The sequence below is a fragment of the Azoarcus sp. L1K30 genome (assembly GCF_018122735.1).
GTDB lineage: Bacteria > Pseudomonadota > Gammaproteobacteria > Burkholderiales > Rhodocyclaceae > Parazoarcus.
The window spans coordinates 4,343,332-4,357,525 of sequence record NZ_JAGRRD010000001.1 but is presented as its reverse complement, the minus strand read 5'-3'; the positions used below and the strand labels follow the sequence as shown (position 1 = coordinate 4,357,525).

15 protein-coding genes are annotated in these 14,194 nt (G+C 63.7%); 8 read left to right on the top strand and 7 right to left on the bottom strand.

The window, feature by feature from the left end:
* Nucleotides 1-112 precede the first annotated feature (112 nt).
* Nucleotides 113-1,663: a nif-specific transcriptional activator NifA gene (gene nifA, locus J5J83_RS20080; RefSeq protein WP_212351701.1), complete on the bottom strand. Its 1,551-nt coding sequence runs from the start codon at nt 1,661-1,663 to the stop codon at nt 113-115.
* Entirely contained in the window at nt 1,660-3,219 is a 1,560-nt protein-coding gene (gene nifL, locus J5J83_RS20075) for a nitrogen fixation negative regulator NifL (RefSeq protein WP_212351700.1), read from the bottom strand. Before nifL ends, nifA begins: the two co-directional genes overlap by 4 nt.
* 327 nt (nt 3,220-3,546) lie before the next feature.
* On the opposite strand from nifL, the gene rsxA reads away from it, so the two are divergent.
* The 8 genes from rsxA (at nt 3,547) to J5J83_RS20035 (ending at nt 10,087) form a co-directional block, all read left to right on the top strand.
* Nucleotides 3,547-4,128 (top strand): electron transport complex subunit RsxA, encoded by a 582-nt coding sequence (gene rsxA, locus J5J83_RS20070; protein WP_212351699.1) that lies wholly within the window; start codon nt 3,547-3,549, stop codon nt 4,126-4,128.
* A gap of 22 nt (nt 4,129-4,150) precedes the next feature.
* Entirely contained in the window at nt 4,151-4,678 is a 528-nt protein-coding gene (locus J5J83_RS20065) for an RnfABCDGE type electron transport complex subunit B (RefSeq protein WP_212351698.1), read from the top strand.
* Between the two features lie 11 nt (nt 4,679-4,689).
* Nucleotides 4,690-6,231 (top strand): electron transport complex subunit RsxC, encoded by a 1,542-nt coding sequence (rsxC, locus tag J5J83_RS20060; protein ID WP_249115799.1) that lies wholly within the window; start codon nt 4,690-4,692, stop codon nt 6,229-6,231.
* Entirely contained in the window at nt 6,228-7,271 is a 1,044-nt protein-coding gene (locus J5J83_RS20055; RefSeq protein ID WP_212351697.1) for an RnfABCDGE type electron transport complex subunit D, read from the top strand. Before rsxC ends, J5J83_RS20055 begins: the two co-directional genes overlap by 4 nt.
* A 13-nt stretch (nt 7,272-7,284) precedes the next feature.
* A complete protein-coding gene (gene rsxG / locus J5J83_RS20050) occupies nt 7,285-7,947 on the top strand; it encodes an electron transport complex subunit RsxG (protein WP_212351696.1) in 663 nt (220 codons plus the stop codon).
* Nucleotides 7,944-8,675 carry an electron transport complex subunit E gene (locus tag J5J83_RS20045; RefSeq protein WP_212351695.1) on the top strand — a complete coding sequence of 244 codons (732 nt, stop codon included), beginning with the start codon at nt 7,944-7,946 and terminating at the stop codon, nt 8,673-8,675. The genes rsxG and J5J83_RS20045 overlap by 4 nt, the downstream gene beginning before the upstream one ends.
* Before the next feature lie 13 nt (nt 8,676-8,688).
* Nucleotides 8,689-8,964: an RnfH family protein gene (locus J5J83_RS20040; RefSeq protein ID WP_212351694.1), complete on the top strand. Its 276-nt coding sequence runs from the start codon at nt 8,689-8,691 to the stop codon at nt 8,962-8,964.
* A gap of 85 nt (nt 8,965-9,049) precedes the next feature.
* Nucleotides 9,050-10,087, top strand: coding sequence for an HD domain-containing phosphohydrolase (locus J5J83_RS20035; protein WP_212351693.1), 1,038 nt, complete (start codon nt 9,050-9,052; stop codon nt 10,085-10,087).
* A 16-nt stretch (nt 10,088-10,103) separates the two neighbouring features.
* Here J5J83_RS20035 and gloA read toward each other — a convergent pair whose 3' ends face one another.
* From gloA to ffh, 5 genes are read right to left on the bottom strand one after another with little or no spacing between them, the layout of a single operon-like run.
* On the bottom strand, nt 10,104-10,493 hold the full coding sequence (gloA, locus tag J5J83_RS20030) for a lactoylglutathione lyase (RefSeq protein ID WP_212351692.1): 390 nt from the start codon (nt 10,491-10,493) through the stop codon (nt 10,104-10,106).
* Between the two features lie 3 nt (nt 10,494-10,496).
* Nucleotides 10,497-11,288: a SprT family zinc-dependent metalloprotease gene (locus J5J83_RS20025; RefSeq protein WP_212351691.1), complete on the bottom strand. Its 792-nt coding sequence runs from the start codon at nt 11,286-11,288 to the stop codon at nt 10,497-10,499.
* Nucleotides 11,270-12,019, bottom strand: coding sequence for a molybdopterin-binding protein (locus J5J83_RS20020; RefSeq protein ID WP_212351690.1), 750 nt, complete (start codon nt 12,017-12,019; stop codon nt 11,270-11,272). The genes J5J83_RS20025 and J5J83_RS20020 overlap by 19 nt, the downstream gene beginning before the upstream one ends.
* On the bottom strand, nt 12,016-12,792 hold the full coding sequence (locus tag J5J83_RS20015) for an EI24 domain-containing protein (RefSeq protein ID WP_212351689.1): 777 nt from the start codon (nt 12,790-12,792) through the stop codon (nt 12,016-12,018). Before J5J83_RS20015 ends, J5J83_RS20020 begins: the two co-directional genes overlap by 4 nt.
* Before the next feature lie 11 nt (nt 12,793-12,803).
* Nucleotides 12,804-14,171, bottom strand: coding sequence for a signal recognition particle protein (gene ffh, locus J5J83_RS20010; protein WP_212351688.1), 1,368 nt, complete (start codon nt 14,169-14,171; stop codon nt 12,804-12,806).
* Between the last annotated feature and the right edge of the window lie 23 nt (nt 14,172-14,194).

Sequence of the window (14,194 nt, the reverse complement as noted above, 5' to 3'; positions counted from 1 at the left end):
GCCCGTATCTGCTGCAGGGTCTGACGCATACTGACAGGTACGCACTGAACGAAGGATGAAGACCGTGTTCACACCGGGTTCATGCCCCACGTTCGGATCGAGGCCCACTGGATCAGATTTGCCGCACCTTGATGTTGAGCGTCTGGATACGGTAGGCGATCTGGCGCGGTGTCATGTTCAGCAGCCGCGCCGCCTTGGCCTGCACCCACCCGGCCTGCTCCAGCGCCGCGATCACACGTTCGCGCTCATCCAGATCAGGATCGTCGAGATCGACCGCTCCGCCCCCGCGCATCGGTGTGACACGTTCATCCACGCCCGAAATCAGCACCAGGTCGCGATCGATGACCCCATCCTCGCTCATGACCGCGGCGCGCTCGATACAGTTCTCGAGTTCACGCACGTTTCCCGGCCAGGCGTGGTGAAGCAGGATACGCAATGCACTTTCAGTGATGGACAGGGGCCGTCCCTGCATCTTGGCCACCTTGTCGACCAGGAAGGTCGCGATTTCGGGAATGTCCTCCACCCGTTCGCGCAATGGCGGCAACATGATGGGCATGACATTGAGCCGGTAGAACAGGTCTTCGCGGAACTTCCCGGCCTCCACCTCGAGTTCCAGATCGCGATTGGTGGCGGCAATCACGCGAACATCGACGCGCAAGGTTCGGGCGCCGCCGACGCGCTCGAGCTCGCCCTCCTGCAAGACGCGCAGCAGCTTGGCCTGAAAGGACGCGGAAATTTCGCCAATCTCGTCCAGGAACAGCGTCCCCGCATCAGCGGCTTCGAAGCGGCCCTTGCGCTGCGTCAGCGCGCCGGTGAAAGCCCCTTTCTCGTGACCGAAGAGCTCCGACTCCAGCAGGTTCTCCGGCAGCGCGGCACAGTTGAGTTTGACGAAGGGGCCGGCCGCGCGCGGAGAGTTGTAATGAATGGCCTGCGCGATGAGTTCCTTGCCCGTCCCCGTCTCGCCACGGACAAGCACCGTGGTGTTCCACTTCGCCACCTGCCGCACCTGGTCGAACACCTTACGCATCGCCGCCGTGTGACCGATGATGCTGTCGAAGCCGAAATGACTTCGTACCGCGCGCCTCAGGGTATCGCGCTCCTCGGAGATGTCCCGACGCTCCTGCTTCACCTGGCTCGACAAGCGGACAACCTGACCGATGAGGTTCGCCACCATCTCGGCAAAGTGAGCATCGTCGTCGAGGCGCTCGCACAAGGCGACCGGTGGCTGCAGCGCAAGCACGCCGACGGTTTCATGCGCGGCACGGATCGGCACGCCGATGAACGGCGCCTCGGCATCGAAAACGCCTCGCTGCGGCAGGTAATTCGGACTGTCGGCCAGGCGCTGCAGCACGAGCGGCCGCGAACGTTGCTGCACGGTGCCGATGACGCCCTCACCCGCCCGCCAACGAATGTCCGGATTAATCGGAGCGTCCACCCCATGCAAAGCCGAAATCGCCATCGAGTCACCTCCCGGCTCATTCAGGGTAACCAGCGCACGGTTGAATCCACACTCCTCATCAAGCACGCGCAGCAACTCCGCCAGCGTTTCCCGCAGCTCGAGCGAACGTGACAGCACCCGACTGACGCGATACAGGGCCTCAAGCGAGGACTCGAGCCAGGCTGCACGCTGCGCGAGCTCGTTGATTGGCTCGTTTGCATTCATCGAGAACCCCCTGACGCGCCCTCGGCGTTCTGGCGCATCGACGGGAAGCTGACGCGGATGCAGCACCCGTTCGTGTGCTCGGGGTCAATCTTGAGCATGCCGCGGTGACGACTGACGATCTCCTGCGCCAGCGACAGGCCGACGCCCCGCCCTGCCGATCGCGTCTGCTTGGTCGAGAAGAAGGGCTCGAAAACCTTCAGTCTCAGTGCCTCGGGAATGCCGGGACCACTGTCGCTGACCACCACGCACACATCCTGCCCGATGAGTTCGGTCGACACACTGAGGCTGCGCTCCTTCCAGCCCCGTACATTCATGGCCTCCACCGCATTGGCCACCAACTGGCGGAACAGGTTGCGCAGCGCCGTGGGATTGCCCTGTACCGAAGGCAGGACATGCGCCGGATGCCAGTCGACCGTCACGCCAGCGGAGAGAAAGGACTCGGTTTCCAGCATCAGCACGTCGCGCAGCACTTCGTTCAGGCTGACCAGGCCCGACGGCGCCTCCGGTTCGGCCGGCATCGCCGACTGCAAGGTTGCGATCGCCTGCTCTCCAGCACGCTGGGCATCAGCCAGGGCCCTGCTCAATGCGTCGCCCCCTGCAGCGCCACCGGCCCGCCGCCGCTGCAGGCTTGCGGCTGCGGCAATCAGGTTGACCGGCCCCTGCAACTGAAAGATTGCCCCGGACAAGGCCTCCCTGAGACTCTGGTTGAACTCGCCCTCGGACAGCATTGCACGCATCGCGGCGATGCGCAGCGCCTCCTGTTGGCGCTTCGATGCACTGATATCGTGCATGACGAGCAGCATGTAATCGGAACAGCCGTCACCATAGAACGCATCCGGGCTGGTGTGGCGCTCCTCGAACCAGGTCACCGAACACGAATACCAGCGCGGATCCGACACACCCAGATCGAAGCACAGTTCGTGATTGAGCAACGCCCGCCGATGTGCAAGCGCACGGCCGAAATCGTCCCCCAGGCTGCGGCGCAGCTCGTCCATGACCGCGTGCGCCGGTTCGGCAACCCGCATGTCGGAAACGATCCGCCGATAGGCCGGATTGTCCAACACCACCTTGCCATCCACATCCAGGAGTGCAACTGCTACGGGTGCCACCGAGATGACGGATTCGATCAGCTGTTTGTGATTGCCCAGTTGCTGCGCCAGACGATGCTCCTCGGTGGCATCCCAGTGCATGCCCAGGTAGCGCACCTCGTCCTCCCGACTCACCGACGAACGCAAGGGGGTCACGGTGAGTTCGGCCACATAAGGCGAACCATCCCGACGCCGGTTCAACAGCCGCCCGGTCCAGGACTGTCCCGCCCTGAGCGCTTGCCACATCTTCTGATACACGCTTCTGGGCGTCGACTTGTAAGACAACAGCGATTGCCGCTTGCCGACGACTTCGCCCGGCGCATAGCCTGTAATTGCACAGAACGCGGGGTTTACATAGAGGATGTGAGCATTGCCGTCGGTAATCGAGATCGCGATCGCCGATTGCTCAACCGCATCGTGGAACACTGCATCGGCAAACACTGCTTGCATGGAATCGGGCGCTGACATTGACGTCTCGACAGAGAAGGGTTGCGACTCCCTTAGCAAGCTATGTGCCAAACCCGACAATTTTGCGCACTCAAGCGGTGCATTCGCCCGAACACCCGCTGTCGTCAGGGATACCGCGCCGGGCGACAGCGGGTACGCGTCCATCTCGCGCGCCGTTCATGTGTAGCCTTCACGACAAATCACTGACGCGTGGCGGAATCGACACATGCAGTGGACACTGCACTGCACAAAATTCACTTTTAAATCAGCCTTTTGAAAACGCACCCCGAATGGCACGCCTCATGCAACAAGGGCCGTGAAGATCGAAATTGACGGAGATCGTCGGCAATGAGTGAATGGTTGATGCTGCTGCTCGGTACGGCGCTGGTGAACAACGTCGTCCTGGTCAAGTTCCTTGGCCTGTGCCCTTTCATGGGGGTGTCGCGCAAGATCGACAGTGCGCTGGGCATGGGGATGGCCACGACGTTCGTGCTCACGCTGGCGAGCGCGGTCACCTGGGTGCTGGAACATGCGCTCCTGGCGCCGTTCGATCTCGGCTATCTGCGCATTCTGGGATTCATCCTCGTCATTGCGGCCACCGTGCAGTTCGTCGAAATGGCGGTAAAGAAGAATGCGCCCACGCTGTACAAGGTGCTGGGTATCTATCTGCCACTGATCACCACCAACTGCGCGGTGCTCGGCGTCGCGTTGCTCAATGTCCAGGAAGGCGCCGGCTTCGCGCGCAGCGTGATTTACGGTCTGGGCTCGGCGGCCGGCTTCACCATGGTACTGGTGCTCTTCGCAGGCCTGCGCGAACGCCTCGCACTCGCACGGGTGCCGGCCGCCTTTGCCGGCGCGCCGATCGGATTCATCACCGCCGGACTGCTGTCACTGGCCTTCATGGGCTTTTCCGGCCTGACCAATCACTGAACAACGATATCAAGGAGCCGACATGTTCATCGCCGTTGCTAGCATCTCCGTGCTGGGTATCGTCTTCGGCCTGGGTCTGGGACTCGCTGCACGCTTCTTCCACGTCGAACGCGACGGTGTCGAGGCTGAAATCGAAGCAATGATGCCTGGGTCCAATTGTGGGCAATGCGGCTTTCCGGGCTGTTCCGGCGCGGCCGAAGCGCTCGTCGCCGGCAACGCTGCTGCCACCTGCTGCCCTCCGGGCGGACTTGCGTTGGCCGAAGCACTGGCTGCCCGCCTTGGCCTGGCCCTCGACGCCAGCGCGGTACAGGAGCAGGTGCCGCGCATTGCAGAGGTGCGCGAGGAGATCTGCATCGGCTGCACGAAGTGTTTCAAGTCCTGCCCGACCGACGCTGTGCTGGGCGCCGTCAAACAGATTCACGCCGTCATTCGCGAAGCCTGCACGGGCTGCGCCAAGTGCGAGGGGGTATGCCCCACCGGCGCCATCGAACTTACACCGGTGCCGGTGACCCTGCAGACATGGGTCTGGCCCAAACCGGTCAGCGCCTGAGACCGCCTGCCATGACCATGCCTGCATTTTCCGCTCGTAGCACCTTGCGCCGCCTGTTTCAACGCTGGGGCGCGCACCCGGAAGGGCGCAAGCACCCGGCGGCCGACACCGAGATCACGCCACTCCCCCTGCCTGCGCAACTCATTCTTCCGCTCGCCCAGCACATCGGCGCGCCGGCGCGGCCACTGGTGCAGGCCGGTCAGCAGGTCTTGCGCGGTGAATTGATCGCGGAGGCCCAAGGGGCGATCTCGGCGCCGCTGCATGCGCCCACCTCGGGTCGAATCCTGGGCATTGCCGAGGTTCCCGTCCCCCACGCATCCGGGCTCAGTGGTCCGGCCATCCTCCTTGAGCCCGACGGCCTCGACGAGGCACTACCGCCGGAGATTGCCGATCCGTTCATGCTCGAACCGGCAGACATCGCACGCCGGGTCGCGTCAGCGGGCATCGTCGGCATGGGCGGCGCAACCTTTCCCTCCGCGGTCAAACTCGCGCTGGGGCAAAAGACGCGTATTCCGACCCTGATTCTGAACGGCGGTGAATGTGAGCCCTATCTGTCCTGTGACGACCGCCTGATGCGCGAGCGCGCGCCCGAGGTCGTCGATGGCGCGCGCATCATCCTGCGCGCCATCGGCGGTGAACGCGCCATGATCGGGGTGGAAGACAACAAACCCGAGGCAATTGCCGCGCTGCGCGAGGCGGCAGCCGATCTCGCCGACGTTGAAGTCGTCACCGTCCCCAGTCGCTATCCGATGGGTTCGGAAAAGCAGCTCATCTCCTGGCTGACAGGCCGCGAGATTCCGGCCGAGGGCCGCCCTGCGGATATCGGCGTCATGGTTCAGAACGTGGGCACCGCGGCGGCCATCCACCGCGCCATCCGGTTTGGCGAACCCCTGACACGACGTATCGTTACCGTATCGGGCGGCGCCATCCGCACGCCCCGCAACCTGGAAGTGCGTATCGGCACACCACTGTCGGCGCTGGTCGAATTCTGCGGCGGCACCACAGGCACCGTCGCCCGCTGGGTGATGGGCGGGCCGATGATGGGTCTGGCGATCCGCTCGCTCGACATCCCGGTCATCAAGGGTAGCGGCGGGCTGCTCGCTCTGGTGGAAAGCGAGCTCGCCGCGCTCCCCGAGCCCGGCCCCTGCATCCGTTGCGCGTCCTGCGTCGGCGCCTGTCCGATCGGTTTGATGCCACTGGACATGGCCGCCCTGATCCGCAATGGTGACCTCAAGGCCTCCGTCGACATCGGGCTCAAGGACTGTATCAGCTGCGGCACTTGCTCGTTCGTCTGCCCGTCGCAGATTCCGCTTGTCCAGTATTTCAACCACGCCAAGGGCGAACTCGCTGCGCAAGACCGCAATCGCATGAAGCAGGACGCCATCAAGCAGTTGGTCGAGGCGCGCGAATCGCGGATGGAACGCGAAGCGCGCGAAAAGGCCGAGGCGGCAGCACGCCGCAAGGCCGAACGCGAGCGCGCCAAGGCCGCTGCCGCGCAGGCCGCTGCTGCCAAGTCAGCACCCGCCACGAACACCGAGGAGACCACCGCATGAATCCGATATCCTCGCCTCACGCGCACGGCGCCCGTTCTGTCGGTCGTGTCATGTTGCTGGTGATGCTGGCGCTGACGCCGGCGACGCTCGCAGGCTTCTGGCACTTTGGCTGGCCCGCGGTGATGCTGTGGTGTGTCACCATCCTGACCGCACTGTTTGCCGAAGCCTTCTGCGCCCGCATGGCGGAGCGTTCTGCAAGCGCAATGATCGCGGACGGTTCGGCCATGCTGACCGGATGGCTGCTGGCCCTGTCGCTGCCGCCATGGGCGCCGTGGTGGATCGCGGCGGCAGGTGCAGCCTTCGCCGTCGTCGTGGGCAAGCATGCCTTCGGCGGCCTGGGCCAGAATCTGTTTAATCCGGCAATGGCGGCGCGGGTCATGCTGCTGATTTCGTTTCCGGTCGAAATGACGCAATGGGTTGCACCGCAGGCGACCGACCTGCCCCCTCTGGCAGCGCTTGGCGTGACCTTCGGCGGCAACATCACCGACGCGATGACCAGCGCATCGCTTCTGGGGCACGTCAAGGCCGAGGCCTCACGTGGCATCGCACTGTCGCAATCATTGACAGGCTTCTGGGATCCGCAGGCATTCGGGTTCGGCCAGCGCGCCGGCAGTCTGGGCGAAACCAGCGCCCTGCTGCTGGTGGGCGGCGGTATCTTTCTTGCCGCACTGCGCATCATCACTTTACGCATCCCGACCGCCTTCATGCTCGGTGTCGCCCTACCGGCCATACTCGCCAATTTCCTCGCTCCGGACAGCTATTTGCCCCCATTGGCCCACCTGCTGACAGGCGGCGTCATGCTGGGCGCCTTCTTTATCGCAACCGACTACGTCACCTCGCCGAGCACGCCACTCGGGCAGTGGATCTTCGGTCTCGGCTGCGGCGCCCTCACGTGGATCATTCGCACCTGGGGCGCCTACCCCGAAGGCATCGCCTTCGCCGTTCTGTTGATGAACTCCGCCGTACCCCTGATCGACCGCGCCACGCGCCCGCGCATCTTCGGTCGCCGCCGCGACGGCCATTCGCTGACTGCCCCCTGAGCGCCCCACCACCATGAACAAGTTGCCATCGATCCGTCCGCCCATCGAAGCCTTGTGGTACCAAGGGGCTTCGCTTGGCGCCATTGCACTGACTGCCAGTGCCGCGCTTGCCTTTGCCCATCAGGCCACCGGCCCCGCCATTGCCGAGGCAGCCGCGCGCGATACTGCGGCCTCGCTGTCGCAAGTACTGCCGCAGGGATTCGCCGACAACAATCTGCTGGCCGACGCCATCGATCTGCCCGTCGACGGCGCTTCACCGTTGAAGGTCTATCGGGCCCGTCGCGCCGACACTGTGCAGGGAGTCGTCTTTGCCGTTGAGGCAAAGGGTTACGGTGGAACGATCCAGATCATGATGGGCGTCGATCGCGAGGGGCGCGTGCTCGGCGCGCGTGTGACGCGCCACACTGAGACGCCGGGGCTTGGTGACAAGATCGAGATCGCCAAGAACCCATGGATCGGCGACTTTGCCGGCAAGTCACTGGGCAGTCCTCCCGTGGCCCGCTGGGCCGTCAAGAAGGATGGCGGTGATTTCGACCAGTTCGCGGGCGCCACCATCACCCCGCGAGCGGTCGTAAAGGCGGTGCGGGGCGGGCTCGAACTGTTCGCGAACCATCGTAGCGCAATGCTGGGAGAGGACAAGCCAACCGTTGCACAACAGAAGGAGCTGGCACCATGAGCGAATGTTGCAGCGAAACCCAGGCGGCCCCGGTTGATCGCCAGGGCATTGCGTTCGGAGACATTTTTCGGGACGGTCTGTGGCGGCAGAATGTCATCTTCACTCAGATGCTTGCACTGTGCCCGCTGATGGCAGTCACGAGCACGGCGACCAACGGCTTGGGGATGGGATTGGCTACCACCGCGGTGCTTGTTCTATCCAATGCGATCGTCGCCGCAATCCGCAATCTGGTCAGCCCGAGCGTACGTATCCCGACCTTCATTGTCTTGATCGCGACTCTGGTCACGCTCGTCGACATGAGCCTCAATGCCTGGCTCCACGACCTGCACAAGGTCCTCGGCCTGTTCATCGCCCTGATCGTGGTCAATTGCGCCATTCTCGGTCGTGCGGAGGCCTTCGCCTCCCGCCAGCCGATCATCGCGTCGATCGCCGACGGCGTGGCCATGGGACTCGGTTTCACCGGGGCACTGGTCGTGCTCGGTGCAACCCGGGAAATCCTCGGCAGTGGCACCCTTTTCGCCAATGCCAGCCTGCTGCTCGGCCAATCCTTCAGCTTTCTAGAGTTGACGCTGATCCCGAACTACAAGGGCTTCCTGATGATGATTCTGCCGCCGGGGGGGTTTCTGGCGCTCGGGTTCCTGATGGCCTTGCAAAAGCATCTGGAGCGCAGGCGCGCCACGCTGCATCCCGCACCCGGCGCCTTGTCCGCCGACGGCGTTACGCCCTGAGAAGAGCCCCGCGATGAGAATTGGCATAGCATATTCCGACGGCGCCCAGCACTGCTGGCTGCGTATCGACGTGTCCGACGAGGCCACCGTGCAGGACGCGATCGAACGCTCCGGTGTTCTGAGCATGTATCCGAATATCGACCTGTCGCAACAGAAGGTCGGCATTTTCGGCAAGCTGGTAAAACTGGACGCACCACTTCAGGCCGGCGACCGGGTGGAGATCTACCGCCCGATCACGTGCGATCCAACCCAGGTACCCCGTCGCGGCGGCATGGAAGACGAGGACTGAATCGTCCGCCGTCTGTCACTGGCATACTGGCACTCTGCTGGCCCCTGCGCGATACTTTGAGGGTTACTCAACTCAGGGGGCGGCCATGCTTGTTGCCATCATCGACGACACCCCCCTGAATCTGACCCTGATGGACAAGTTGGTGGGGCGGGTCGGGGGCTGCGAAGCCCGATGCTTCGCCGACCCGGTGGTCGCGCTCGACTGGTGCGAGACGCACGAGCCTGACCTCATCGTCGTCGATTACATGATGCCCGGCATCGACGGACTGGAGTTCATCCGCCGGATTCGCGCAGTGCACGACCACGACGACCTGCCGATCCTGATGGTCACGGCGAACAGCGAGCGCAGTACGCGCTACGACGCCCTTGAGCTTGGCGCGAACGACTTCCTCACCAAACCGATCGATCCGCACGAATTCCAGCCCCGCGTGCGCAACATGCTCAAATTGCGCGAAGCGCACCTGGCCACGCGCGATCGCGCTGCGCGACTGGCCGAAGCGGTGCGCATCGCCACCGCAGAAATCCATGCCCGCGAGCGCGAGACGATCACTCGACTCGCCCGCGCGGCCGAATTTCGCGACCCGGAAACAGGCGCCCACATTCAGCGCATGGCACATTACTCGGCGCTGATTGCCAAACGCATGGGCCTCGACGCGCACTGCGTTGACGAGATCCTGCAGGCGGCGCCCATGCATGACGTCGGCAAGCTCGGCATCCCCGACTACATCTTGCTCAAGGCCGGCAGGCTCACCCCCGACGAGTTGATCATCATGAAGCGGCATCCGGCCATCGGTTACGACATTCTCAAGGACTCGTCGTCCGCCGTCGTGCAAAGAGGCGCGATCATCGCGCTCTCCCACCACGAGAAGTTCGACGGCAGTGGCTATCCGCGCAAACTCCAGGGTACGGAGATTCCGCTCGATGGCCGTATCGTTGCCGTTGCCGACGTCTTCGACGCGCTCACCTCCGAGCGCCCGTACAAACGAGCCTGGACACTGGACAAGGCAATTGCGTTTCTGCGCGAAGGTCGCGGCAGCCATTTCGATCCGGATTGCGCCGACGCCTTTCTCCGCAGCTGGAAGGAGGTACTCGAGATTCGCAAACGCTTTCAGGACAACTGGTAGCCGGTCGCCAGCCCGCCTATGCCAGTTTGTGCTCGATCAGTTCGACCTTGTAGCCGTCGGGGTCCTCGACGAAGGCGATGACGGTACTACCGTGCTTCATCGGCCCCGCGTCGCGCACCACCTTTCCGCCCCGTGCCCGGATGTCGGCACAGGCTTTGGCTGCATCCGGCACTTCAAGGGCAATATGCCCATACGCATTGCCCAGGTCGTATCCGCTTACGCCCCAGTTGTGCGTCAATTCGAGGACGGCACCTTCGGATTCGTCCTGGTAGCCGACGAAGGCGAGGGTGAACTTTCCTTCCGGATAGTCATTGCGACGCAGCAGGCGCATGCCCAGCACCTCGGTATAGAAGGCAATGGAGCGATCCAGATCGCCCACGCGCAACATCGTATGCAGCATTCTCATCTCTCACTCCTCGTCAGATATCGGGGGCTGCTCGTTCATGGTGATCAGCGGCAACTCGGCACCCTGCGCCCGCAGTCGACGACGCGCTTCGTGCCAATTCGGGTAAAGGCTCTCCACCACCGACCAGAAGCGGGGGGAATGATTCATTTCCAGCAAATGCGCAACCTCGTGCGCGACGACATAGTCGATCAAGGCGGGCTCGAGGTGGATCAGTCGCCAGTGCAAACGGATGCCCCCATGCCGGCTGCAACTGCCCCAGCGCGTGCGCGCGGACGACAGCCCCACCCGGGGAGCGGATTGCCCGAGGCGAAGGCAATATTCCTCCACCCGCCCGCGAAACCATGCAATCGCGCGATTGCGCAGGGCCCGCAGCAGGGCGGCCGAGCCCCCCGCCCCGGGAAGGTGAAGCTCTTCGACGCCGTCCACATCGACACACCAGCGTGCACTCCGACCGGCAAGACCGGTGCGTACGCGTGCGGTCGTGCCCAACAGCGGAAAGCGGGCACCATCCTCAGGCACGAAGCGCATGGCCGCCATTGTCCGCTGCCTGTTATCCAACTTGCGCAACAACCAGTCACCATGTCCGCGAACAAAATGCTCTACCGCGGCCAGGGGTGTGCCGTGCGGGACCGCCACCCGGGCGCCGCGATGATCGACCTGAAGCGCGAAAGTCCGGCGCGCCGAATGTCGCAATACAAGCGCCACCTCACTGCCGTTGATCTCGATCACGTGCGACCGCTCGAGCGCGCGCCCGCCCCGGCCGCGCGGCGCTGCGCTCAGGACCTGTCTTCCCATGCAAATCCACATTGGGTGACGCCGGCCTTGAGCATCGTCATCGCCTCGATCACCCGAGCCGATGTGCCCTTCATCCCGAGTTCGATGCAGCGGCGCTGCCCCTCGGCCGCGATGGTGGGCAGGCTGAACAGCGTCGTGTCGGGAAATGCAGCGGTCAGCTCACGCATGAGCTCGATCAATTGCCCTTCATAGGCATCCCACACGGTGACGGACTGCTCCACATAATCCTCGGCGTGGTGGAGTTCCCGATAACGGTTATCGAGCACCCACTCCACCATTGGCCAGGCCATGACCGGAAAACCGGGCACGAAGTGATGGTTCCGGATCGAGAAGCCGGGAATGCGATTGTACGGATTCGGAATGATCTCGCTGCCCACCGGAAAGACCCCCATTTGCAGCCGAGCAGGCGTGAGCTCGGCACCGAAACGCGCCCGGATCTCGGCCTCCGCATCCGGATGCAGCGCCAACTCGCAGCCAAGCGCAGTGGCCGCGCTCTGACGGGTATGATCGTCGGGCGTGGCGCCAATGCCGCCGAAGCTGAACACGATGTCACCGCTGGCAAACGTCTGCTTTAGCGTGCCCACCAGTTGCCCCGGCTCGTCGCCCGCGTAGCGCGCCCAGCCCAGCTTCAGACCCCGGGCACGGAGCAGCTCGATGAGGCGGGCAAGGTGTTTGTCGCTGCGACGACCGGAGAGAATCTCGTCACCGATGATGAGGGCACCAAAGCTCATTCGCTGATCCTGGGCAGGCTGGAGGGTTGGGGGTCAAGAATCGTGACGCCGTTGCGGGTGCGATCCCGGCGCAGCGATTCAAGCATGAAATGCACGAAGGACAGCCCGGAAAACGCCGGGGCAAGCAGATTGACCAGCGGCACATAGGCGAGCAGCGCCGTCCCGCCGCCAAGCACCAGCATCGGCATGCGCTGGTCGACACGCAGCCGGCCCAATTCTTCTCGATCGGCATGCATCATGAGGGCATCGTAGCCAAAGGCACGCTGGTTGAGCCAGCCGGTCAGCAATACGGGCACAACCAAACCCACGCCCGGCAACAACCAGAACGGCAGCGACAGCAGCAGTGCACCGAGGAAGAGTCCCGTGGCAACCAGCGCATTCCACACGCTTCCCATGTTCGAGCCGCCCCGCCGCATCTCGAGATCGGCGTAGTCGCGCCTGGCAACACGTTCCAGCATCATCGGCAAGGCCACAACGGCCACCAGAATGGCCGCCGTAACGTAAATCAGGGGCACGAAGGCGAGCGCGACTGCGATCTTGACCAGCACGACCAGCACCCCCGCCGCGACCTCGGACGAATCCAGCCAGCCCCCCACCCAGCTCAAGCCATCGATCCAGGCCACGACGCCCTCTACGATGAAGGTCCAGGACATCACCGCCACCACCGTCCACAGCACGGTGGCGAAGATGCCGGGCCAGATCAGGTGCCAGAAAATGCCGGTGCGCGTCAGGCTGCGCAGCGAGCGACCGAGCGCGAGGATGATCTCCTTCATTCCTGCAGCACTCAGCGAGGCATTCCAGGCATGCCGGGCAACATGCCTTTCATGCTGCGCATCATCTTCGCCATGCCGCCCTTGGAGAACTGCTTCATCACCTTCTGCGTCTGTTCGAACTGATTGAGCAGCCGGTTGACCTCCTGCACCGTCACCCCGGCCCCCGCCGCAATGCGCCGCTTACGGCTGGCCTTGAGCAGTTCGGGCTTGGCGCGCTCGAGCGGGGTCATGGAGTTGATGATGCCTTCGATGCGGCCAATCGCCTTTTCCTCCGTCCCGCCCTGAAGCTTTCCGGCGGCCTGAGCGAATTGTGCCGGCAGCTTGTCCAGCATCGACGACAACCCGCCCATCTTGCGCATCTGCCCGATCTGTTCCTTGAAATCGCTGAGATCGAACCCCTTGCCTGCCTTGAGCTTCTGCGCAAAGGCGCGCGCCTGATCCTCGTCGACACCGCGTCGAGCCTCCTCCACCAGACCGAGGATATCGCCCATGCCGAGAATGCGGCTGGCCATTCGATCCGGGTGGAAGGGTTCCAGGCCTGTCAGCTTTTCACCCACGCCGGCGTATTTCAACGGCTTGCCGGTGACGTGGCGAACAGACAGTGCAGCGCCGCCACGCGAATCACCATCGAGTTTGGTCAACACCACGCCTGTCAGCGGCAAGGCGTCGTTGAACGCGCGCGCGGTATTCACCGCATCCTGTCCGAGCATGGCATCGACCACGAACAGGGTTTCGATCGGCTTGACCGCCGTATGCAAGGCCTTGATCTCGGCCATCATGGCTTCGTCGATGGCGAGGCGCCCCGCCGTATCGACCAGCAGCACATCGTTGTGGTGCTTTCGCGCGTAGTCGAGTGCCGCCAGCGCGATGTCGACCGGCTTCTGCTCGGCCGTCGACGGAAAGAAATCGACCCCGGCCTGCGCCGCCACGGTCTTGAGCTGCTCGATCGCGGCCGGACGATAGACGTCGGCCGACACCACCAGGACCTTCTTGCCCTGGGTTTCCTTCAGCAGCTTTGCCAGCTTGCCGGTCGTCGTGGTCTTGCCCGCCCCCTGGAGGCCTGCCATCAGCACCACGGCCGGAGGCTGGGTGGCAAGGTTCAAGCCCTGGTGCGCGCCCCCCATCAAGGCCTTGAGTTCATCGTGGACGACGCCCACCAGAGCCTGACCCGGCGTCAGCGAGGAGATCACCTCCTGCCCGACGGCCTTTTCCTTGACGCGATTGATGAAATCCTTGACCACTGGCAGCGCGACGTCGGCCTCCAGCAAGGCCATGCGTACCTCACGCATGGCCTCCTGGATGTTGTCTTCTGTCAGTCGCGCCTGACCACGCAGGGTCTTGACGACCTTGGACAGGCGTTGAGTAAGGTTGTCTAGCATGTTGTGGAGACCTTCGGCGGGAG

Coding starts and splice junctions, on each gene's coding strand:
- J5J83_RS20035 (WP_212351693.1), top strand. CDS start 9,050: ATGCTTGTTGCCATCATCGACGACACCCCCCTGAATCTGACCCTGATG.
- J5J83_RS20025 (WP_212351691.1), bottom strand. CDS start 11,288: ATGGGAAGACAGGTCCTGAGCGCAGCGCCGCGCGGCCGGGGCGGGCGC.
- nifA (WP_212351701.1), bottom strand. CDS start 1,663: ATGAATGCAAACGAGCCAATCAACGAGCTCGCGCAGCGTGCAGCCTGG.
- rsxA (WP_212351699.1), top strand. CDS start 3,547: ATGAGTGAATGGTTGATGCTGCTGCTCGGTACGGCGCTGGTGAACAAC.
- J5J83_RS20065 (WP_212351698.1), top strand. CDS start 4,151: ATGTTCATCGCCGTTGCTAGCATCTCCGTGCTGGGTATCGTCTTCGGC.
- ffh (WP_212351688.1), bottom strand. CDS start 14,171: ATGCTAGACAACCTTACTCAACGCCTGTCCAAGGTCGTCAAGACCCTG.
- J5J83_RS20045 (WP_212351695.1), top strand. CDS start 7,944: ATGAGCGAATGTTGCAGCGAAACCCAGGCGGCCCCGGTTGATCGCCAG.
- gloA (WP_212351692.1), bottom strand. CDS start 10,493: ATGAGAATGCTGCATACGATGTTGCGCGTGGGCGATCTGGATCGCTCC.
- J5J83_RS20040 (WP_212351694.1), top strand. CDS start 8,689: ATGAGAATTGGCATAGCATATTCCGACGGCGCCCAGCACTGCTGGCTG.
- rsxC (WP_249115799.1), top strand. CDS start 4,690: ATGACCATGCCTGCATTTTCCGCTCGTAGCACCTTGCGCCGCCTGTTT.
- J5J83_RS20055 (WP_212351697.1), top strand. CDS start 6,228: ATGAATCCGATATCCTCGCCTCACGCGCACGGCGCCCGTTCTGTCGGT.
- rsxG (WP_212351696.1), top strand. CDS start 7,285: ATGAACAAGTTGCCATCGATCCGTCCGCCCATCGAAGCCTTGTGGTAC.
- nifL (WP_212351700.1), bottom strand. CDS start 3,219: ATGTCAGCGCCCGATTCCATGCAAGCAGTGTTTGCCGATGCAGTGTTC.
- J5J83_RS20020 (WP_212351690.1), bottom strand. CDS start 12,019: ATGAGCTTTGGTGCCCTCATCATCGGTGACGAGATTCTCTCCGGTCGT.
- J5J83_RS20015 (WP_212351689.1), bottom strand. CDS start 12,792: ATGAAGGAGATCATCCTCGCGCTCGGTCGCTCGCTGCGCAGCCTGACG.